We start from the raw sequence: 333 nt of genomic DNA on the forward strand, positions 1-333 counted from the left end.
ATGGAAGTTACTAATCAGTATAGTTAGTTTAGAAGAATCTTTAAAGGAGGAGAAATCCTTATTTGTATGGAATTTAAAGGTATAAATGCAAATGGGGATTTTGTTGAAGAAGATTTTCTTTAAAATAAATATTAAAGTACATAAATTTTATATATAAGATAGTTATTTCGTGAAATGTCATGCGGAGGTATGTGGCGTGACATGTAACAATATTTTCTCTTGGACCATTTTGGTATAATATTTGGTAGCTGAGAGGATTATTTTGAATTTTGGATTCCTGTTTTTAAGAAATAATTGAGAGAGAAGAGGGATGTAAATGTCCTATATCGTTGA

The organism is Neobacillus drentensis (assembly GCF_036965645.1).
Lineage (GTDB): Bacteria > Bacillota > Bacilli > Bacillales > Cytobacillaceae > Neobacillus > Neobacillus drentensis_D.